Origin of the sequence: Candidatus Halocynthiibacter alkanivorans (assembly GCF_003333265.1) — a bacterium.
Taxonomy (GTDB): domain Bacteria; phylum Pseudomonadota; class Alphaproteobacteria; order Rhodobacterales; family Rhodobacteraceae; genus Halocyntiibacter_A; species Halocyntiibacter_A alkanivorans.
Window position 1 is genome coordinate 1 of the sequence record NZ_QOLB01000061.1, and the last position, 19496, is coordinate 19496.

A 19496-nucleotide genomic window follows, 5' to 3' on the forward strand; every position below is an offset into this window, starting at 1 on the left:
GCTCTCTGTTCATGAGGACGGTGGCGCAATTGTGCGCCTCAGCTGGGAGGGCGCAGAGGCTGGGGCAGGGCAGGATGACACCCCACTGCTGCGCGAGGCGGTCAGCCAGCTCGCGGCCTATTTCGACCACCGTCTGACCAACTTTGATCTTCCCCTCCGTGTGGCGGGCTCTGATTTCCAGCGCGCGGTTTGCGCCGCCATGAGCGCAATCCCCTTTGGCGAAACCCGCACCTATGGCGACATTGCCCGCGACCTTGGCCGGCCGGCGCAGCCCGTGGGCAACGCCTGTGGCGCCAATCCGATCCCGGTGATCATCCCCTGCCACCGCATTCTGGGTGCCAGCGGCCTGGGCGGGTTTTCCGGTCAGGGCGGGGTCGAAACCAAAGTCATACTCTTGCGCCATGAAGGCGCCGCCAGCCTGCTGATCTGAGAACGGTCAGGTCTCGGACTGATCGTCGTCCAGCGCACTCTGAAACAGGTTCTGGATGATGTTGTCGACATTCGCATTGCGCGCAGCCGACGTCGCCGGCCCGTCCATCGGAATATATTCGCCGCTTGCCTGTTTGGCGCTCCTGTAGTCCGCGAATTCCTGCTCCGAAATCTCACCATCCCCGTCGCTGTCCAGCTCCTGCAGCACTTGCGAAAAATCAAGCGCCGATGTGTCACCAAGCGCAAATGTTTCGGTGACGGTTTGTGACTGCGCGGCGGCGGCGGCGTTGCAGCCGGATGATCCGGTTGCCATTGATGCGGCAATATCCACTGTCTATCCTTTCTGGATTAAAACAGGGCCATTGCGCATGGGGTGGATTAACAGGGGGTTTCCGAGCCAATGCAAGTTGCATCTAATTTTAGCGATCTGTCACCGCTGGCAGATCCTGCATATTCCGCCGGGTTCACATCCGTTCCGGTTTTTGCACAACTCAGCCGGTGAATTGTGCAATTTTCATATAAGTTCTGGGCGCTTAACCGGGATTAACTGCTGCAGCATGCCGGCAAACAACAGGTAGACCGAGGTCACCGCCAGCCCCCAGATCGCCCAGCTTTGTGGGTGAAAATCACCCCAGGCTGCCCAGCCGGCAAAAAAGGTCCAGGCCAGCGCCATGGGCATCGTCACCGTCCGCCAGCGTGCCGTGCGCACCGGATGTACGAATCGCAAAGGCAGAAACATCGCCACAGCCAGTGCTGAAATCAGCGCCAGCATCACCCAGAAATTGGGCTGCAGTGCGAACAGGACCAGCACCAGCATATTCCAGCAACCTGGAAAGCCGGAAAAGCTGTTGTCCTTTGTTTTCATGCGGGAATCCGAAAAATACAGCGCCGAAGCAAAGGTGATCAGGATGATCGACACCCAGCCGGTCCAGCCTGGCAGCAACCCGGACTTAAACAGCGCGAATGCGGGAATAAACACATAGGTCAGATAGTCGATGATCAGATCAAGCAACACGCCATCAATGAGCGGAGCGTTTGTTTTTACGTTATATTTTCGCGCCAGCGGCCCATCAATGCCATCGACAGCAAAGGCCACAACCAGCCACAAAAACATCAGGGACCACTTTCCATCTACCGCTGCCAGCATTGCCAGCATCGCCAGAACCGCTCCGGTTGCAGTGAGCAGATGTACAGAATATGCGCGCATTTTTATCATCCGCCCTACATGCCTGAGCAGGGTTGGAAATGCAATTGGGTCGCCTCCGGCACGCTACGCGCGGCGGTGACTTGCCTGATAGACTTCCATCAACCGGCCAGCATCCACGCTGGTATAGATCTGGGTGGTGGACAGTGAGGCATGGCCGAGTAATTCCTGGATCGTGCGCAGATCGCCGCCGGCAGATAACAGATGAGTGGCAAAGCTGTGACGCATCGCATGTGGTGTCACAGTGGCGGGCAATCCCAACTGAGTCCGGGCCTGTTCCACCACTTTGGCAATCAGTCGCGGGTTCAGCGGCCCGCCACGTGCTCCCCGGAATAATGGCTGATCTTTCATTGGCTTATAGGGCGACAGCCGGATGTATGCCGCCACCGCATCTGCCGCGACAGGCAGCACCGGCACCAGACGTTCTTTGCCGCCTTTGCCGCGGACGCGCAGCACGTCAGACAGCGGAAAATCCTGCCCCTGCAGCGCCAGCGCTTCTGATCTGCGCAAGCCACAGCCATAAAGCAGGGTCACAACCGCCACATCGCGCGCCGAAATCCACGGCGTCTCCGATTGCAGTGCAACACAGTGCAACAAAGCCACCGCATCCACTTCACTCACCGGGCGCGGCAGTTTCGCCTGAAATTTCGGGCTGCGTGCCGACAGGATTGCGGTGGCATCAAAGCCCTGGCGTTCGGCCTGCCAGCGGGCAAACATACGCACCGCGGAGAGTGAGCGCGCCAGGGAGCGTGACGCCACGCCGCGCGCCCGTTCATGCGCCATCCAGGCCCGCATATCAGTGATCGATATATCGCCCAGCACCGCAATGCCTTTACCGCCGCCGAAATGCCCGTTGATAAAGGACAAAAATCCCAGAACATCGGTCTGATAAGCGGTGATTGTGTGCGGGCTCGCCCCGTCCAGAGCGCGGATGTGATCCAGCCAGCGCGCCACAGTGTCGCTGAGGCCAGCTGGCAACATCAGTCCAGCCAGCGGCGCATGGAACGTTCAAAGACGTCGGCGAAAAAGGACAATAAATCAGTGCCCTGGGTCGGCTGGAACTGGTGCGGGTCTTCGGCCCCCATCACCAGCATCCCCGGCAGGCGTCCGGAGCCGAAATCCAGCTTGAGACAGGCTTCCGAATGCACCCAGGACGCACGCTCGCCGTAAATCCGGTTGTTGTCGGGATGGGTCTGGCGCAGCGTCACCTGCCGCACCGGTATATTGCGCCCGCCGCTCAGATATTCGTCGATAAAACCGGGTTGCGCCGTCACCAGAACATCGCTCAACCGCGACACAACCGGATCTTCGCTGCTTTGCAGCGTCTCCAGCACCAGCTTGATTGAATCCACCCGCAGTACAGCGGCGACATCGCCACCAAGGTCACGTAAAAAGCTTTCGAAATCAGTTGGGTCCAGCATTTTCAGGATCGCACGATGCACCTGATTGGTTCCGGCAAGATTTTCATAAGCCGCTGCAATCACCCCACGATGGGTGTCTTCCAGCCGGTCCAGCCGGGTCTCCAGCCGTTCCATCGCAATGCCGCGCAGATCGACAATATTGCCGCCAAGTGCTTTTTCGTTGGCCGCAATCAGCGCCCGCATGACATCATGGTCATCCAGCACCGATTCCGGGTCGGAGATAATCCGCTCGCGCAGATCTTCTGCCATCAGGGCGATTTCGTTCATGCCTGCCTCATTTTTGCTCTTGGTTTCAATATATACACTGAAACCCGAAATTTTTCTGCAATTTCTTATCGGGGTTTTTAGAGCCAGAAGCCGTCCTGTTCAAGCCATATCAGAGCTGCGGAACGCATCGGAGATATGCGCATCAACGTAAAAAAGCAGCCCGGGCGGGCTGCTTTCCTGATGTTTCTTAACTGTTTACGCGTGACGCGCTTACAGGATTTTTTGACCGGTTTTTGCCCAGTCGGCGTTGAACGCGTCCAGACCTTTGTCGGTCAGCACGTGGTTTGCCATCGCTTTGATCACGGCAGGCGGCGCGGTCACAACATCGGCGCCGATGATCGCACAATCTTTCACGTGGTTGGCGTTGCGGATCGAAGCAGCCAGAATCTGGGTTTCGTAACCGTAGTTGTCATAGATGGTGCGGATGTCTTCGATCAGCTCCAGACCATCAAGGTTGATGTCGTCCAGACGGCCGATGAAAGGCGAGATAAAGGTCGCGCCGGCTTTGGCGGCGAGCAGCGCCTGGTTGGCCGAGAAACACAGCGTTACATTGACCATACGGCCTTCGCCGCTCAGCACTTTACAGGCTTTCAGACCGGCCCATGTCAGCGGCACTTTGATCGCAATATTGTCAGCGATTTCAGCCAGTTTACGACCTTCGGCAATCATGCCTTCTGCGTCAGAGGCAACCACTTCGGCGGAAACCGGACCGGAAACAATGGAACAGATTTCTTTGGTCACTTCGACGATGTCGCGGCCGGATTTCATAATGATCGACGGGTTGGTGGTGACCCCATCAACCATGCCCAGGTCGTTAAGTTCGCGGATGGCGTCTACGTCGGCGCTGTCGATAAAGAATTTCATGTAAGCAGTCCTTGGTTCTGGCAGGGGTTGCCGCTTCATACCCTATGGCGGCGCGGCCCGAAAGCCCCTAAGGATAAGCTATGGCAGAGCAGATGTTTTTCAACCAGGGCGATCTTGTCGGCGTGCTGACAACCCAGCCGCTGGACCGGTTACTGGACTACAAAGCGCCCGAGGGCGGCTGTGAGACCGGCGCCTTTGTCGAAGTGCCGCTGGGGCCGCGCAAAGTGTTGGGCGTGGTCTGGGGGCCGGGGCAGGGCGATTACGACCGTGCCAAAATCCGCTCTGTAATCCGCGTGCTGGACGTGGAACCAATGCGCGACGAGATGCGCCAGTTTCTCGGACGCGTCGCTGATTATACGCTGACGCCGATGTCGGCGATGCTGCGGCTGGCGACCCGCGCACCGGGTCTTGGCGGCGCGGTGTCGATGCGCAAAATCTATCGCCGCGGCAAGGGCGAGCCCGACCGTCAGACCGACGCGCGCCGCAAAGTGCTTGAAGTGCTGGAACAATATGGCGGCCTCGCGTTCACTCTGAAAGAACTGGCGGATTATGCCGGTGTCACCTCCTCGGTGATCAAAGGCCTGGTGAAACAGGGTGTGGTGCGCGAAGAAGATGCGCCGCGCGATCTGCCCTACCCATATCTGGACCCGAAATATGCTGGCAAAGAGCTGACGGAGGATCAGGCCGAAGGTGCTGAAAAACTGCGTGCCAGTGTCGCCAGCGGTAAATATGGCACCACGCTGCTGAAGGGCGTCACCGGCTCCGGCAAAACCGAAGTCTATCTGGAAGCGGTGGCCGAATGTCTGGCCCAGGGGCGTCAGGCGCTTGTTTTGCTGCCGGAAATTGCGCTGACCGCTGAGTTTCTGACCCGGCTTGAGGCCCGATTTGGCGCCCAGCCTGCTGAGTGGCATTCCGGTGTTACCATGACCGAGAGGCGGCGTTGTTTCCGTATGGTTGGGCAGGGCGCGGCTCAGGTTGTGGTCGGGGCCCGCTCGGCCCTTTTCCTGCCATTTCAAAATCTTGGCCTGATCGTGGTCGATGAGGAACACGACACATCTTATAAACAGGATGACGGGGTGCTCTATTCCGCCCGCGACATGTCGGTGATGCGGGCTCTGTGCTGTAGCGCCCAGGTGATCCTGGCCTCCGCCACCCCTTCGCTGGAAAGCTGGGCCAATGCTGAGGCCGGGAAATATGCCCGTGTCGATCTCGTGTCCCGTTATGGCGCGGCGCAGATGCCCGATATGGGCGCGATCGACATGCGCGAGGAAAAGCTGCCCTCCAACCGCTGGGTGTCTCAGCGGCTGCAACGCGAAGTGAACAAGCGCATTGAGGCCGGCGAGCAGTCGCTGTTTTTCATCAACCGCCGGGGCTATGCGCCGATGACGATCTGCCGCGCCTGTGGCCATCAGATCGCCTGCGATCACTGTGATGCGCGTATGGTGGAGCACCGGTTCCAGAAACGGCTGATGTGCCACCAGTGTGGCGAAAGCAAACCTGTGCCTGATGCTTGCCCGTCCTGTGAGGTCGAGGGTAAACTGGCGCCGGTTGGCCCGGGGGTGGAACGGTTGGCGGAAGAAATCAAAGAGTTGTTCCCGGACGCGCGCGTTGCGGTGCTGTCATCAGATCTGTTTGGCTCGGCGCGGGCGCTGAAAGAACAAATCGAAGCCATTGCGCGCGGCGAGGCTGATATCATCATCGGCACGCAACTGGTGGCAAAAGGTCATAACTTTCCGCATCTTACCCTTGTCGGGGTGATTGATGCCGACCTTGGGTTGCAGGGCTCGGATCTGCGCGCGGCAGAACGGACTTTTCAGTTGATGCGCCAGGTGGCAGGGCGTGCCGGGCGTGCAGCGAAAAAGGGCACCGCCCTGCTGCAAAGCTATCAGCCGGAACACCCGGTGATCCGCGCCATTCTGTCGGGTGATGAAGAAGGCTTCTGGCAAACGGAGGCGGCGGAACGCAAGGCCGCAGGCGTGCCGCCTTACGGGCGCATGGCCGGCATTGTGATATCCAGCCCGGACATGCAGGCGGCCTTTGATCTTGGCGCCAATATGGCACGTCAGGACCGGGTGTTGCGCGACATCGGTGCCCAGGTATTTGGCCCGGCCCCGGCGCCCATTGCACGGGTGCGCGGCCGCCACCGGGTGCGCCTGTTGGTCAAAGCCGACAAAGCGGCGCCCTTGCAGGCGGCGCTGGCACGTTGGTCCGCACAGTTCCGCATTGGGCATAATGTGCGGCTGTCGATCGACATTGATCCGCAGAGTTTTCTGTAAAATAAGCAGGTTGCTTTCAGTTTGCTAGATGCCGGAACGAAGATGCGCCCGGCGCGGACCCGGCAATGCGAGTCTGGAATCCTGGCTGATCCGGCACTTGGGGCGCGACCCCGGCCTGCCGCATCGTGGGAAACGCAGCGGCAAACACAACTGAAGCTCTGGCATTTGTGGCCGCAAAGCCTTAGCCAGAGAGCATGTTTCATATTGTTAAAACCCAGGAGGCTGCGCGCCTCCCTTTCTGGCGCCGCCCTATCGCGCTGCTGGTTGTTATGGCATTTGCTATGCCGATTGCGTTTTCCACCTGGTCTGCGCTGCTGAATAACTTCGTGATCGAGTCCGCAGGCTTTACCGGCATTGAGATCGGCTGGTTGCATACGGTGCGCGAAATTCCGGGGTTTCTGGCGGTGGGTGTTATTGCGCTGCTGATGCTGTTTCGCGAACAAGTGCTGGGCCTTGTTGCCCTGGCGATGCTGGGGGTGGCGACGGCTGTGACCGCCTATTTCCCCTCGTTCTACGGCATTCTGACCGTGACCATGCTCAGCTCGATCGGGTTTCATTATTATGAGACCGTGAACCAGTCGCTACAACTGCAATGGATCGAAAAAGACCGCGCGCCCCAGACGCTTGGCTGGCTGGTCGCCACCGCCTCTGCGGCGTCGCTGATCGCCTATGGTCTGTTGATGCTGACCTGGAAGACGCTGAACCTGTCTTATGAGATGGTGTACCTGATCTCGGGTGGTTTTACCGCTGTGGTCGCCCTGTTTTGTCTTTTTGCCTATCCCCAGTTTGAAGCGCCACATCCGCAGAAAAAGCAGTTTATACTGCGCAAACGCTATTGGCTCTATTATGCGCTGCAATTCATGTCCGGGGCGCGGCGGCAGATTTTTGTGGTTTTTGCGGCCTTTATGATGGTCGAACGCTTTGGATTTGAGGTCCAGGAAGTCACCGGGCTCTTGATGCTGAACTTTGTGGCCAACATGATATTTGCGCCAATGATGGGCGGTGCGGTCGCGAAATTTGGCGAACGCCGGGTGCTGATGTTTGAATATCTCGGGCTGATCGGCGTGTTCCTCGCTTATGGCGGTATCTATTATTTCGGCTGGGGCGTGGTGCTCGCGGCGGCGCTATATGTGATTGATCACATGTTCTTTGCGCTGGCTTTCGCATTGAAAACCTACTTTCAGAAGATCGCCGATCCGGGGGATATCGCGCCGACCGCCGCCGTGGCCTTTACCATCAATCATATTGCGGCGGTGTTTCTGCCGGCGCTGCTGGGCTATCTCTGGGTCACATCGCCCGGATCTGTCTTTGTGCTGGCGGCGGGCATGGCCGCGTTTTCGCTGTTGCTGGCAATGCTGATCCCGCGCCACCCTTGCAAGGGCAACGAAACCCGGTTTGCAGCGTTAAACCCGGTCGCGGCAGAGTGATCGCAGTTTATGACTGCGGGGCCTCGCCCTCCCGGGGCGGGCTGCCTATATGATGTGATGAATTGATCAAACAGGAGGCGCTGATGTTTGGGTTGGGCAACAAAGATAAATCGCAACTTCCGGACCTGGGCGCGGCCTTAAAGGGCCGTCCGGATCCGATTGCAACCGCTGAGCGTCACTTCCTGTCGGGACGCCCGCTTAAGTCCCGGGTGCCTGAGGGCATGCAGGAAGCCATGTTCGGCATGGGCTGTTTCTGGGGTGTCGAGCGCATGTTCTGGCAACTTGGCGACTGCATCTGGCTGTCCATGGTGGGCTATGCCGGCGGCGAGACGCCAAACCCGAGCTATGAAGAGACCTGCACCGGCAAGACTGGCCACAACGAAGTGGTGCGGGTGATCTTTGACCCTGCAGTGATCTCTTATGAGGCGCTGCTGCAAACGTTCTGGGAGGGCCACGACCCTACTCAGGGCATGCGCCAGGGCAATGACCGGGGCACCCAGTACCGTTCTGGAATCTACACGTATTCTGACGATCAGAAAGAGGCCGCTGAGGCCAGTAAGGGGCAATACGCCACCCGTCTGGCCGCTGCCGGTCTTGGCGCGGTCACCACAGAGATTCTGTCGGCACCAAAGTTTTTCTATGCTGAGGATTATCACCAGCAGTATCTTGAGAAAAACCCGTCCGGATATTGCGGCATTGGTGGCACCGGCGTGACCTGTCCGATCGGCACTGGCGCGGCCTGATGGCTGCGACACCTCTGGAGCTGATGCGCAGCGGGGGCTGGTACAGTTGCCTGCTGCCGGAACTGGATGATCTGAGGTGTGCCGCGCGGCGTGCCTGCCATGCCCATGCGACACAAGACCCGGATCAGCGCGGCCCCTTTGCAGCTGAACTGGGCGCCTTGTTTGCTGCAGTCGGCGAGAACGTATTTATAGAGGCGCCGTTCCACTGTTCTTACGGGCTGAATCTGCATCTGGGCGATGAGGTCTATATCAACGCGGGCTGCACGATCCTTGACAGCGCACCGGTGCGGATTGGGGCGCGCTCCATGCTGGGGCCGCATGTCACCCTCGCCTGTGCCGACCATAACCGGGACATCAAACAACGCGCCAGAGGCATTGAACGCGCCCTGCCCGTGACACTTGGCGAAGATGTCTGGATCGGGGCAGGGGCAACAGTGCTGCCCGGGGTGACCATCGGCGATGGCGCCATCATCGCAGCCGGGGCGGTGGTGACAAAAGACGTTGCCAGCGGTTCGCGGGTTGCAGGCGTACCAGCGCGGGCGCTATAGCGGGGCAACCCCTGTCCTGAAAGGCTACGCCATGCCCACCTTTACCGCTCTGACCTCGCTGCCAGGAAAAGCACCCGCCGAAGCGCTGGGCGAAGCGCTGGAGCGGCTGGAGCCGGCGCCGACCGGTGTGGGTGTGAGTGAGATTGAGGACGGCTCTGGCCTGTGGGAAGTCGGTGGCTATTTTATTGAGCAGCCCGATGAAGTGGCGCTGTCGTTGCTGGCAGCGGCGTTCGGGAGCAAAGATTTTGCGGTGTCTGAATTGCCCGACACCGACTGGGTCGCCCATGTGCGCCGCGAATTGTCGCCGGTCGAGGCCGGGCGCTTTTTTGTGTACGGCAGCCATGATGCGGACAAACTGCCCGAAGCCTCCATCGGCCTGCTGATCGAAGCGGCGATGGCCTTTGGCACCGGCCACCATGGCACCACGCTTGGCTGTCTGCGGGCGCTGGACCGGCTGATCGATGCGGGATTTGTGGCAGAGAGCGTTGCCGACATCGGCTGTGGCACCGCGGTGCTGGGCATGGCGGCGGCGAAAGTCTATCCCAATGTGGTGATGGCCTCTGACATCGATCAGGTCGCAGTGGATGTGGCCGAGGTCAATGTCTCCTGCAACGGGCTTGCCGGCCGGGTGAAATGCATTGAAGCCGCCGGTTTTGAGCATCCTGAACTTGCTTCTGCTGCGCCGTTTGACCTGATCTTTGCCAATATCCTCAAAGGCCCGTTGATTGATCTGGCGCCCTCAATGTCAGCCGCCTGCGCGCCGGGCGGCTATGTGATTCTCTCGGGCCTGTTGAATGAACAGGCGGCCGAGGTGATCGGGGTTTATACGCAGAACGGCTACAATCTTATTCAACATGACGAGATTGTTGAGTGGTCCACGCTGACGCTTCGCAAAAAAGAAGGTTAACCGGCGCTTAAGGTTTCGTTTCCCTTGTTTCCAGGCCTCAAGTTCAGGACACTGAAGGGGTAGTGTACAAGTGAAGATGGGAGCCAGTCATGCCGGTCACCGGGTTTCAGAGTTTTGACAACCGTATCAGACGGATCAACCGGCGGCATCGCAAAATGACGCGCGGCTGTGAAGGCCGGCTGACGCAGGACGGTCTGGTGGTGGCGGTTTCTGTGGATCCGCCCCGTCGGTTTCCCTGGGCGCCACTTCTGGCTCTTGCGCTGGTTTTCCTGCTGTTTAAATCAATGGTGTTCACCAGCCTGGGCGCCGCTGAGTATCGCAACCGGGTCGATCTGATGGCGCGCGGCACTGTGGTTGAACAGGCCGGCGCATGGCTGCTGAGCCCGGATGTCACAACGCTTTGGCTCGCAGATCAAATCCGTATCGGGCTTCCCGGTCTCACGGCCTCCCGCTGAAACCCCGTCGCGCAAACACAGGTCCGCTGGCTGTGGCCAGATCGTTCTGCTGACTGTTATGTGTTGGCAACGGAACGCGCCCGTGCCGGGACCGCTGCAAGCGCTCTCTGTTTAAGCCTGGCAAAACAAAGGCCCGGAACACACATTCAGTGTCTTCCGGGCCTGACTATTGCAACGCTCCGGCGCAACCGGTGCAGGCGTTTCAAATCCGCTTAGCGGTACAGCTTCATCGTGTCGATATCGGCGCGCGACAGGCCGATGTCTTCCAGCGCAATATCGGATAATTTGTTCAGCTCACGACGGGTGGCCGTCATCGCGCGCCAGGCGGAGAACGACACCACCAGGCGCGAGATTGCAGTTGAAATTGTAGAATGCCCGATATGGGCGTTTGCGTGTACGAGAGTTGTCATATCAGCCATCCTTGTGAGCTAATTTCAGATCTGAGTTTCTGAAAGCCGCTGTAGACGCGCCGCGGGCGGGCCGCCAGACCCCTTTTTTGCATGGCTAATATGCGCGTTTCACATGGCCAGGAGGGAATGTTCCAGCCCCGGCATCTCCGGGTCTGAAAGCGACTTTTGTGCTCTGTGGCAGGGCTGATGTGCGGGTTATCTGATGCCGGTGACGGTGACAACATGTCGCGGAGGCGCGGCAGTTTCAGGGAAATTACAGCACGGCATTGTTTGAAAGCGCCTCGCCGGCTTCGACCCTGCGGCTGTGCGCCCCTGGTGGCACAAAAAAACCCGGTGAGTCGGAAGAGACACACCGGGTTTCGTTCTGGGCCGCGTCGCAGAGGGAGGACTGCTTGCGGACCGGTCTGAACTGCCGCTTAGCGGGACAGGTTCAGAGATACGATATCGCCGCGGGTCAGACCAATGTCTTCCAGCACGGTGTCGGACAATCTGCCCAGCGCACGACGGGTGGCAACATCGGCGCGCCAGTCGGAGAACGCCACAACCATGCGGTAAAACGCTGTCGAAATTGCTGAGTTGCCAGTGTTGGCATTTGTGTAAACGAGAGTAGTCATATCAGCCATCCTTGTGAGCTAATTTCATGATTGTGTGTCTTGACCCCGATGTAGGGCCGCCGCTCTCATGGCACCAGACCCCTTTATTGCATGGCACATATGCGCTTTTTGCATAGCGATCGCGGCGTGGTCCGGATGCGTCAGGCACTGGTCTGAAAACGACGCTGCTGTAATCGCGCTGGTGGATGTTCGCGTTTCGTGCTAATCCGGAAAAAACATAACGAGCAGGAAAAACTATGCGTGTATTGGGAATCGATCCCGGGCTTCGCAATATGGGCTGGGGAATCATCGATGTTTCGGCAGGGCGGATGAAACATGTGGCCAACGGCACCTGTCATTCCGGTGCCGGTGATCTGGCGCCGCGGCTGTTGTCGCTGTTTGAGCAGCTGAGCGCAGTGGTGGCGCGTTACGCCCCGACCACGGCGGCGGTGGAACATACATTCGTGAACAAAGACGGTGCGGGCACCCTGAAACTGGGTCAGGCACGCGCAGTTGCGCTGCTGGTGCCGGCGCAGGCAGGACTCGAAATTGGCGAATACGCCCCCAACAAGGTCAAAAAGGCCATTGTTGGTGTTGGTCATGCCGATAAAAAACAAGTGGAACATATGGTGCGGTTGCAATTGCCGGGTGTGGTGCTGGACAGTGCCGATGCCACTGACGCGCTGGCCATTGCCATGTGCCACTCCCATTACGCCGCCTCAAAAGGCCGCCTTGAAGACGCATTAAGAAAGGCCGGCGCATGATTGGTAAACTGACAGGCCGGGTGGATTACCGCGGCTCCGACCATGTTCTGATCGATGTGCGCGGGGTCGGTTATATCGTGCATGTGAATGACCGCACCCTTGCCAGCCTGCCCGGGCCGGGCGAGCCGGTGACGCTTTATACCGAGATGCTGGTGCGTGAAGACCTGCTGCAGCTGTTCGGATTTACTTCGCTGCTGGAAAAAGAATGGCACCGGCTGCTGGTCTCGGTGCAGGGCATTGGCGCCAAAGCCTCGATGGCTATTCTTGGCACCCTGGGGCCCGACGCCACCAGCCGCGCCATCGCGCTGGGCGACTGGGCTGCAATCAAAGCCGCCCCGGGTGTCGGCCCAAAAATCGCCCAGCGGGTGGTGAATGAGCTGAAAGACAAAGCACCCAATGTGATGGCGATGGGGGCGGCACTTGGCGAAGTGCTTGGCACCGTGCCTGAGTTTGATGATGCGGTGATCGAAAGCCCGGCGCCCGCCGCCACAGGCGGCACTGCGCCTCCGCGCCCGCGGCGTCAGTCCAGTGCCACTGCCGAAGCGCTCTCAGCCTTGCAAAACCTGGGGTATGCGCCCTCGGAAGCCGCCTCGGCTGTGGCCGAAGCCTCCGGCAGTGATTCCGAGGCGACCACGGCGGCTCTGATCCGGGCTGCGTTGAAACTTCTGGCTCCGAAAGGCTGATCGATGCAGGATTCTGACCCCGATCTGCGCCCCGAAGTACGGCCTTCTGACCATGACCGGGCACTTCGACCCCAGGGGCTTGATGAGTTTATCGGTCAGGCCGAGGCGCGCTCCAACCTGAAGATCTTTATCGAGAGCGCCCGCATGCGTGGCGAAGCGATGGATCACACCTTGTTTCATGGTCCGCCCGGGCTGGGCAAAACCACCCTGGCTCAGATCATCGCCCGCGAACTGGGGGTGAACTTCAAAATGACCTCTGGTCCGGTGCTGGCCAGGGCCGGTGACCTGGCGGCGATCCTGACCAACCTGGAAGCGCGCGACGTGTTGTTCATCGACGAGATCCACCGGCTCAACCCGGTGGTCGAAGAGGTGCTTTATCCGGCGCTGGAGGACTTTGAGCTTGATCTGGTGATCGGCGAAGGCCCGGCGGCGCGCACCGTGCGCATTGAATTGCAGCCTTTCACCCTGGTGGGTGCCACAACCCGGATGGGGCTGCTGACCACACCTCTGCGCGACCGCTTTGGCATTCCGATCCGGCTGCAGTTTTATACCGTTGAAGAGCTGAACGAGATCGTTACCCGCGGCGCCCGCCTGCTTGGGGTGCCGGCGGATGCCGGTGGCGCGCTGGAAATCGCCCGGCGCGCCCGTGGCACGCCGCGTATTGCCGGGCGCTTGCTGCGCCGGGTGGTGGATTTTGCCGTGGTCGAAGGTGACGGCAGCATCACCCGGGAAATCGCCGACAATGCTCTGACCCGGCTCGGGGTGGATCATCTGGGGCTGGACGGTGCCGACCGCCGCTATCTGCGCTTGATTGCAGAAAACTACCAGGGCGGGCCGGTGGGGGCGGAAACCCTGTCGGCAGCGCTGTCGGAAAGCCGCGATTCGATTGAGGATGTGATCGAGCCCTTTTTGTTGCAGCAGGGGCTGATCCAACGCACCCCGCGCGGCCGCACCCTGGCGCAAAAGGCCTGGAGCCATCTGGGGCTGGCGGCGCCGGTGCCACCGGGGCAGGGCAATATGTTCGACGGCTGAGACTTGTTCCTGAGCAAAGATCCGGGTTAAGTCCTGCACAAGTGAGAAACCTGGAAAATTCCTCTCTCGCAGACCACGAAAACAGAAAGACATGTCGTGACCCCAGAGCAGACAGAAGCCCATTTCACCGGCGCCTCCGGCTATGCGTTTTCGCGCTGGGGGCGGCCGATCGCGCCGATTGTGTTTGGGGTCGATGACGCCACGCTGCAGGTGGTCAAAAGCGCAATTGAAGCAGTGGTGGCCATCGCAGGCCACCAGATGACCGATCTGGACCCGGAACTGGGTGGCAATCTGATGATCTTTTTCCTGCGCGACTGGGACGAACTTCGCGCGGTGTCGGATCTGGGCGAAATGATCCCGGAGCTGGACGCGACGGTTGCCCGGCTTCAGGCGGCGGACGCCAGCCAGTACCGTGCGTTCCGCTTTGATGGCAACGACGCGATTCAGGCCTGTTTTTCTTTTGTGCGCATGGATGACGCGATGGCCGCGCTGCCAGCGGAAACCATCGCTTTTGGTCAGGCGGTGCAGGCGATCCTGCTCTGGGCCGAGGGCGCTTTTGCACAGCAGTCGCCGCTGGAGGAGCTGCCCGACGGGCAGGGCACCATCGTGCGCGGTGACATCGCCAATCTGATCCGCGCTGCTTATGATCCGATGATGCCGGTGGCCGCGTCAGACCCCAGCCACGCGCTGCGCCTGTTTGCCCGGAGCCAAATTAAGTGAGCCAGATCACATGAGCCATACGTTTTCGCTGCGGGTCTATTATGAGGACACTGATCTCGCCGGTATCGTCTATTATGCCAACTATCTGAAATTCATCGAACGCGCCCGCACTGAATACGTGCGCGCGCTTGGCATCGACCAGGTGGCGCTGAAAGAGGAGGGCATCGTCTTTGCGGTGCGCCGGGTCGAAGCGGATTACCTGGCCCCGGCGCGGTTTGATGATGAGCTGGTGGTGGAAACCACACTGCTGGCGGTCACCGGAGCGCGTATCATCTTGCAACAAAAGGTGAATCGCGGCGAAATCGTGCTGTTTTCAGCCGAAGTCACGGTGATTGCACTGCAGGATTCCGGCCAGCCAGCGCGACTTCCGGCAAATATTCGCCTGCTTTTACACTAACGCGCTCATTTTTTTGCCGATCACGCGCATTTGTTGGATTTTTTCCTGATCATCCGTTAGCTTCTCGTTAAAGAGAGCCGCGATGACGTGGCCAACATGGATGAGCAGGCATATGGAAACCGAAACCCTTGCACTGGCACAGGAGATTGATTTCTCCTTTCTGGCGCTTTTTATGCGTGCAACCCTGACGGTGAAACTCGTCATGGGCTTGCTGATCGTGGCCTCCTTCTGGTCCTGGTCAATCATAATTCAGAAACATATCACTTATCGCAAATCCCGGCGTTCGGCAGAGGTGTTTGACCGCTCTTTCTGGTCGGGCGACCCGCTGGACACGCTGTTTGACAAAATTGGCAATGAGCCCAAGGGACCGTCAGAAACCGTATTTGTCGCCGGCATGCAGGAATGGAAGCGCTCGCACCGCCAGGATGGTGGTCTGATTGCCGGGGCCCATGCCCGCATCGACCGCACCATGGATGTGGCCATCGCCAAGGAATCCGAGGTTCTGAACCGGGGACTGTCCTTCCTCGCCACCGTGGGCTCCACCGCGCCGTTTGTCGGGCTGTTTGGTACGGTCTGGGGCATCAAAAACGCCTTTGAACAGATCGCCATGCAGCAATCCAGCAATCTCGCCGTTGTGGCCCCTGGTATTGCCGAAGCACTGCTGGCCACCGGGCTGGGCCTGCTGGCGGCGATCCCGGCGGTGGTGTTCTACAATAAATTGTCCGCCGACAGTGACCGCATTCTGGGCGGGTATGAATCTTTTGCCGACGAGTTCTCCACCATCCTCAGCCGTCAGTTGGACAGCTGACATGGGGGCAGGTGTAGCGCAAAGATCTGGTGGCAGACGGCGCGGACGGCGCGGCGGTAAATCGCGCCCGATGGCCGAAATCAACATCACCCCCTTTGTGGATGTGATGCTGGTGCTGTTGATTATCTTTATGGTGGCCGCACCGCTGATGACGGTTGGCGTGCCGGTCGAACTGCCAAAAACCGCCGCCACCGCGCTTGATTCGCCGGACGAAGACCCGCTGTCGATTACGCTGACTGCTGACGGGCGGGTGTTGCTGATGGACAATGATACGCCAGAGGTCGATCTGATCGGCAAGCTGCGCGCCATCGCCAGTGAACGTTCGGACGACAAGGTGTTTCTGCGCGCCGACGGGGCGATTGCCTATGAGCGGGTGGTCCAGGTCATGGGCGCACTCAATGCCGGCGGGTTTAACAATATCGGTCTCGTGACGGACACTGGTGGTCCGACACTTGATGGCCGGGACGGATAAGGCCGCGGCCGTGAATACGGGCACCTTCATATCTGGCGCAGCACATGGCGGGCTGGTGCTGTGGGTTCTTGTCGGCGGGGTGTTCCTGCGCGCCGAGGATCCGCTGCCGGTGCAGTCCAGTGACGTCTCGCTGATTTCAGAGCAGGAATTTGCCGCGCTGATGTCGCAACAACCCCAAGTCATCCCGCTGCAACAAGCGCCGCTTGCGCCTCAGCCTGAGACCGCTGCACTGGTGGCGCCGACGGTAGAAGCAACGCCACCGCTGCTGCGCCCGCAACTGCTGCAACCCGAAGCGCCACAGCCGGAGATGGCGCCGGAGCCGCCACAGCCGCTGGCGGCGATCCCCGACGAGGTGGTGGATACCGCGCCCGTGCTGCCGCAGCCGCCGGCCATTGATGCAGGCGCAATGGAACGCCCCAAACCGGACGCGGAAGCCAAACCGGCGCCTGCCCCCCGGGTGGCGCCGGTCCCGGTGATGGAAAAACCTCCCAGCAGCGAAATCGCTGAAACCGCAACACCCGAGGTCCGGCCTGATGAACTGGCCACAGAGCAGTTGCCCGAACGCCCGGCAGCTGCGCCGGAGCAGGCCAGTACGGAAATCGTCACCGAAGCGGAGCAACCGGCCGGTCTGATGGCAACGCCGCGGCCGCGCCTGCGTCCCAACCGGCCAAAACCGGTGCAGAAAGTCGCCGAGGCGCCCAAACCTGAGCCCAAGCCCAAACCGGTTCCAAAACCCGAGCCGGAACAGGTCGCGGCTGATCCGGCAGCGAATGCCGCCGCAGACATTCTGGCCGCACTGAGCAGCCCCGACACCGCTGTGGAAACACCCGTCGCCGTGCCCTCCGGTCCACCTTTGACCCGGGGTGAAAAAGACGCGCTGCGGGTGGCGGTGCAGCAATGCTGGAACGTCGGTTCGCTGTCCTCCGAGGCCTTGCGTGTCACCGTGACCGTTGGCGTGCGCATGGCGGAGACCGGCCGTCCCGAAAACGGCTCGATCACGCTGCTTGGCTTTCGGGGTGGCAATGACGCCGCCGCGCAAAAAGCCTTTGCCGCTGCGCGCCGGGCGGTGATCCGTTGTGGTCAGCGCGGCTTTAATCTGCCAGCGGAAAAATATGCCCGCTGGCGCGACATCGAAATGACCTTCAATCCCGAGAATATGAGGATCAAATGAGAATATTTCAGGCCCTGACCCTTGCCTCGACCCTGGCGCTGGCGGCGCTCATCCAGCCCGTTTCCGCCCAGGAAAACCGAGGCCCTCTGCGGATTGAAATCACCGAAGGGGTAATCGAACCGCTACCCTTTGCGGTGGCTTCTTTTGTGGCGGAAAATGCGGCGGCAGCGGAATTTGCCAGCCAGATCAGCCAGGTGGTGGCTGCCGATCTGACCGGCACCGGTCTTTTCCGCGAAATTCCAGCCGATGCTTTTGTCACCCAGATCACCAATTTCGCGTCGCCGGTGGAATATGCCAACTGGAAGGCGATCAAAGCCCAGGCGCTGATTTCCGGGTCGGTCTCTGCCGGGGTCAACGGTGCGCTGACGGTGAAATTCCGGGTGTTTGACGTCTATGCCGAAGCCCAGCTTGGCGACGGGTTGCAGCTGGGCGGTTCCGCGCGCAGCTGGCGGCGCATCGCGCATAAAGTTGCGGATGTGGTCTACAGCCGCATCACTGGCGAAGGCGGCTATTTTGACAGCCGCGTGGTCTATGTGGCGGAAACCGGTCCCAAGGATGACCGGCGCAAGCGACTGGCCGTGATGGATTATGACGGCGCCAATGTGCAATATCTGACTGACAGTTCAGCGATCGTGCTGGCGCCGCGCTTCTCGCCCAAAGGCGACCGGATCCTCTATACTAGCTATGAAACCGGCTTCCCCCAGATCATGGCGCTGGATGTGGGCTCGGTGCAGCGCCGGGCGCTGCCGGTGCCGGCAGAAACCATGACTTTCGCACCTCGCTTTTCGCCCGACGGTCAGACAGTGGTGTTTTCACTGTCGCGCGGCGGCAATACCGACATCTACAAAATGGCGCTGAACGGCGGAACGCCCCAGCGTCTGACCTCGACAACGGCGATTGAAACCGCGCCCAGCTATTCGCCGGACGGCAGCCAGATCGTGTTTGAATCTGACCGTTCCGGCGGCCAGCAGCTCTATATAATGCCGGCCGGTGGCGGCGAAGCGCGGCGTATTTCCTTTGGCCAGGGTCGCTATGGCACCCCGGTGTGGTCGCCGCGTGGTGATCTGATCGCCTTTACCAAACAAAGCAAAGGCCGCTTCCACATCGGGGTGATGCGCACCGACGGGTCGGAAGAACGGCTGCTGACCGCCTCTTTCCTGGATGAGGGACCAAGCTGGTCTCCCAATGGCCGTGTGATCATGTTCACCCGCGAAACCCAGGGCGCCAGCGGCGCGCCGTCGTTGTATACGGTTGATATCACCGGGCGAAATCTGCGCCGTCTGCGTACCGAGGGCGCTGCGTCAGATCCCGCCTGGTCGCCTTTGTTAAAATAGGTCGCATTCACATGCGGTAATTGAAATGATAATGTCAGGCCAATCGAGCCAAAAAACAGGACAGACAGCAATGAAACATCTTTTCAAAATCTTTCTACTGGTGTCGGCCCTCGGGGTCAGCGCCTGTACCAATCCCGGTCGTTTTGACAATGGCGGTGCCGCCGGTGCCGACACTTTGAACGGCGCGGTGTCTGATCCTGCCTCCCCTGCTTATTTCCAGCAGGTCGTCGGCGACCGGATTCTGTTCCTGGTGAATCAGTCGACGGTGAACGAATCTGCCCGCGCAGTGCTGGTGACCCAGGCCCGCTGGATGCTGCAAAACCCTGAATATACCGCCATCATCGAAGGCCATGCCGATGAGCGCGGCACCCGTGAATATAACCTCGCGCTCGGGGCGCGGCGGGCCAATTCGGTGCAGGAATTCCTGATTTCCCAGGGCATCAGCGCCAGCCGGCTGCGCACTGTGACCTTTGGCAAAGAACGTCCGGTTGAAATCTGCTCAGCGGAATCCTGTTACAACCAGAACCGCCGCGCAGTGACTGTACTCGCCGCCGGCGGGCTGAGCTGAGGA

General features: G+C 60.0%; 24 protein-coding genes. 17 read left to right on the forward strand and 7 right to left on the reverse strand.

What is annotated here, in order from left to right:
• Positions 1-430 (forward strand): methylated-DNA--[protein]-cysteine S-methyltransferase (locus tag DWA01_RS05465; RefSeq protein WP_136057675.1); only part of this gene is annotated, 430 nt, incomplete at its 5' end.
• A gap of 6 nt (positions 431-436) precedes the next feature.
• On the opposite strand, the gene DWA01_RS05470 is transcribed toward DWA01_RS05465, so the two are convergent.
• From DWA01_RS05470 to fsa, 5 genes are all read right to left on the reverse strand, one after another.
• A complete protein-coding gene (locus DWA01_RS05470) occupies positions 437-760 on the reverse strand; it encodes an EF-hand domain-containing protein (protein ID WP_114284819.1) in 324 nt (107 codons plus the stop codon).
• Between the two features lie 183 nt (positions 761-943).
• The gene (locus tag DWA01_RS05475) at positions 944-1636 is read right to left on the reverse strand and encodes a CDP-alcohol phosphatidyltransferase family protein (protein ID WP_114284875.1); all 693 of its coding nucleotides are present in this window, start codon (positions 1634-1636) and stop codon (positions 944-946) included.
• Between the two features lie 63 nt (positions 1637-1699).
• Positions 1700-2614: a tyrosine recombinase XerC gene (locus tag DWA01_RS05480; protein ID WP_114284820.1), complete on the reverse strand. Its 915-nt coding sequence runs from the start codon at positions 2612-2614 to the stop codon at positions 1700-1702.
• Positions 2614-3321, reverse strand: coding sequence for a DUF484 family protein (locus tag DWA01_RS05485; RefSeq protein WP_114284821.1), 708 nt, complete (start codon positions 3319-3321; stop codon positions 2614-2616). The genes DWA01_RS05480 and DWA01_RS05485 overlap by 1 nt, the downstream gene beginning before the upstream one ends.
• 210 nt (positions 3322-3531) lie before the next feature.
• Positions 3532-4185, reverse strand: coding sequence for a fructose-6-phosphate aldolase (fsa, locus tag DWA01_RS05490; RefSeq protein ID WP_114284822.1), 654 nt, complete (start codon positions 4183-4185; stop codon positions 3532-3534).
• Between the two features lie 80 nt (positions 4186-4265).
• On the opposite strand from fsa, the gene DWA01_RS05495 reads away from it, so the two are divergent.
• From DWA01_RS05495 to DWA01_RS05520, 6 genes are all read left to right on the forward strand, one after another.
• Entirely contained in the window at positions 4266-6461 is a 2196-nt protein-coding gene (locus DWA01_RS05495; RefSeq protein WP_114284823.1) for a primosomal protein N', read from the forward strand.
• Positions 6462-6655: 194 nt separating this feature from the next.
• The gene (locus DWA01_RS05500) at positions 6656-7888 is read left to right on the forward strand and encodes an MFS transporter (protein ID WP_114284824.1); all 1233 of its coding nucleotides are present in this window, start codon (positions 6656-6658) and stop codon (positions 7886-7888) included.
• 83 nt (positions 7889-7971) lie between these two features.
• A complete protein-coding gene (gene msrA / locus DWA01_RS05505) occupies positions 7972-8631 on the forward strand; it encodes a peptide-methionine (S)-S-oxide reductase MsrA (protein ID WP_114284876.1) in 660 nt (219 codons plus the stop codon).
• Complete coding sequence (locus DWA01_RS05510; RefSeq protein ID WP_114284825.1) at positions 8631-9179, forward strand: sugar O-acetyltransferase; 549 nt, start codon at positions 8631-8633, stop codon at positions 9177-9179. The genes msrA and DWA01_RS05510 overlap by 1 nt, the downstream gene beginning before the upstream one ends.
• 31 nt (positions 9180-9210) lie before the next feature.
• Positions 9211-10086, forward strand: coding sequence for a 50S ribosomal protein L11 methyltransferase (locus DWA01_RS05515; protein ID WP_114284826.1), 876 nt, complete (start codon positions 9211-9213; stop codon positions 10084-10086).
• Positions 10087-10175: 89 nt separating this feature from the next.
• The gene (locus DWA01_RS05520) at positions 10176-10541 is read left to right on the forward strand and encodes a hypothetical protein (RefSeq protein WP_114284827.1); all 366 of its coding nucleotides are present in this window, start codon (positions 10176-10178) and stop codon (positions 10539-10541) included.
• A gap of 212 nt (positions 10542-10753) precedes the next feature.
• Here the strand turns inward: DWA01_RS05520 and DWA01_RS05525 are convergent, their stop codons facing one another.
• On the reverse strand, positions 10754-10951 hold the full coding sequence (locus DWA01_RS05525; protein WP_114284877.1) for a DUF1127 domain-containing protein: 198 nt from the start codon (positions 10949-10951) through the stop codon (positions 10754-10756).
• A gap of 416 nt (positions 10952-11367) precedes the next feature.
• Complete coding sequence (locus DWA01_RS05530) at positions 11368-11565, reverse strand: DUF1127 domain-containing protein (protein ID WP_235008431.1); 198 nt, start codon at positions 11563-11565, stop codon at positions 11368-11370.
• Positions 11566-11801: 236 nt separating this feature from the next.
• On the opposite strand from DWA01_RS05530, the gene ruvC reads away from it, so the two are divergent.
• The 10 genes from ruvC to pal all read left to right on the forward strand — a co-directional run bounded on the left by ruvC (position 11802) and on the right by pal (position 19493).
• On the forward strand, positions 11802-12308 hold the full coding sequence (ruvC, locus tag DWA01_RS05535) for a crossover junction endodeoxyribonuclease RuvC (RefSeq protein WP_114284831.1): 507 nt from the start codon (positions 11802-11804) through the stop codon (positions 12306-12308).
• The gene (gene ruvA / locus DWA01_RS05540; RefSeq protein WP_114284833.1) at positions 12305-12991 is read left to right on the forward strand and encodes a Holliday junction branch migration protein RuvA; all 687 of its coding nucleotides are present in this window, start codon (positions 12305-12307) and stop codon (positions 12989-12991) included. Before ruvC ends, ruvA begins: the two co-directional genes overlap by 4 nt.
• A gap of 3 nt (positions 12992-12994) precedes the next feature.
• Positions 12995-14023, forward strand: coding sequence for a Holliday junction branch migration DNA helicase RuvB (ruvB, locus tag DWA01_RS05545; RefSeq protein WP_114284835.1), 1029 nt, complete (start codon positions 12995-12997; stop codon positions 14021-14023).
• Between the two features lie 96 nt (positions 14024-14119).
• Positions 14120-14743, forward strand: coding sequence for a hypothetical protein (locus DWA01_RS05550; RefSeq protein ID WP_114284837.1), 624 nt, complete (start codon positions 14120-14122; stop codon positions 14741-14743).
• Positions 14744-14753: 10 nt separating this feature from the next.
• A complete protein-coding gene (gene ybgC, locus DWA01_RS05555) occupies positions 14754-15140 on the forward strand; it encodes a tol-pal system-associated acyl-CoA thioesterase (protein WP_114284839.1) in 387 nt (128 codons plus the stop codon).
• A gap of 112 nt (positions 15141-15252) precedes the next feature.
• Positions 15253-15948 (forward strand): protein TolQ, encoded by a 696-nt coding sequence (tolQ, locus tag DWA01_RS05560; protein ID WP_114284841.1) that lies wholly within the window; start codon positions 15253-15255, stop codon positions 15946-15948.
• A gap of 1 nt (position 15949) precedes the next feature.
• On the forward strand, positions 15950-16420 hold the full coding sequence (gene tolR, locus DWA01_RS05565; RefSeq protein ID WP_114284843.1) for a protein TolR: 471 nt from the start codon (positions 15950-15952) through the stop codon (positions 16418-16420).
• A gap of 10 nt (positions 16421-16430) precedes the next feature.
• On the forward strand, positions 16431-17591 hold the full coding sequence (locus DWA01_RS05570) for an energy transducer TonB (RefSeq protein ID WP_114284878.1): 1161 nt from the start codon (positions 16431-16433) through the stop codon (positions 17589-17591).
• Positions 17588-18925: a Tol-Pal system beta propeller repeat protein TolB gene (gene tolB / locus DWA01_RS05575; RefSeq protein WP_114284845.1), complete on the forward strand. Its 1338-nt coding sequence runs from the start codon at positions 17588-17590 to the stop codon at positions 18923-18925. Before DWA01_RS05570 ends, tolB begins: the two co-directional genes overlap by 4 nt.
• Before the next feature lie 70 nt (positions 18926-18995).
• Positions 18996-19493 (forward strand): peptidoglycan-associated lipoprotein Pal, encoded by a 498-nt coding sequence (gene pal / locus DWA01_RS05580; RefSeq protein WP_114284847.1) that lies wholly within the window; start codon positions 18996-18998, stop codon positions 19491-19493.
• The last annotated feature ends 3 nt before the right edge of the window (positions 19494-19496 follow it).